Annotated in this window: 1 tRNA gene; it reads right to left on the minus strand. The window is 43.1% G+C overall.

Features of this window, described 5'->3' with window-relative positions:
* Window positions 1-278 precede the first annotated feature (278 nt).
* Window positions 279-354: transfer RNA gene (locus tag AC3A6F_RS25340), tRNA-Ala, on the minus strand.
* Window position 355: the final 1 nt, after the last annotated feature.

Below are 355 nucleotides of genomic sequence, written 5' to 3' on the forward strand. Positions count from 1 at the left end.
CGCCAAGGCATCCACCATGTGCACTTATTCACTTGTCCCTATAACGTTGGCCTCTTCATGAGTTAAAGAGATCGTCACAGGATTCAAGAGTACAACTATGTTTGCTTGATACAAATTACTACTACCCTAAGTGTGCTTGCTCATCATTTCTGATTCGCTTACACGCTTAAAAAAACTTTACTTCTTCCAGATTGTTAAAGAACGAAAAAACAGTGATCTCGAAAAGACCAAACCTAAATCTCATCAGTTATTCACTGACGACTTACGTTTGAACTTTTTGGTGGAGGATGACGGGATCGAACCGACGACCCCCTGCTTGCAAAGCAGGTGCTCTCCCAGCTGAGCTAATCCCCCA

Source organism: Massilia sp. Soil_C_3 (assembly GCF_057657035.1).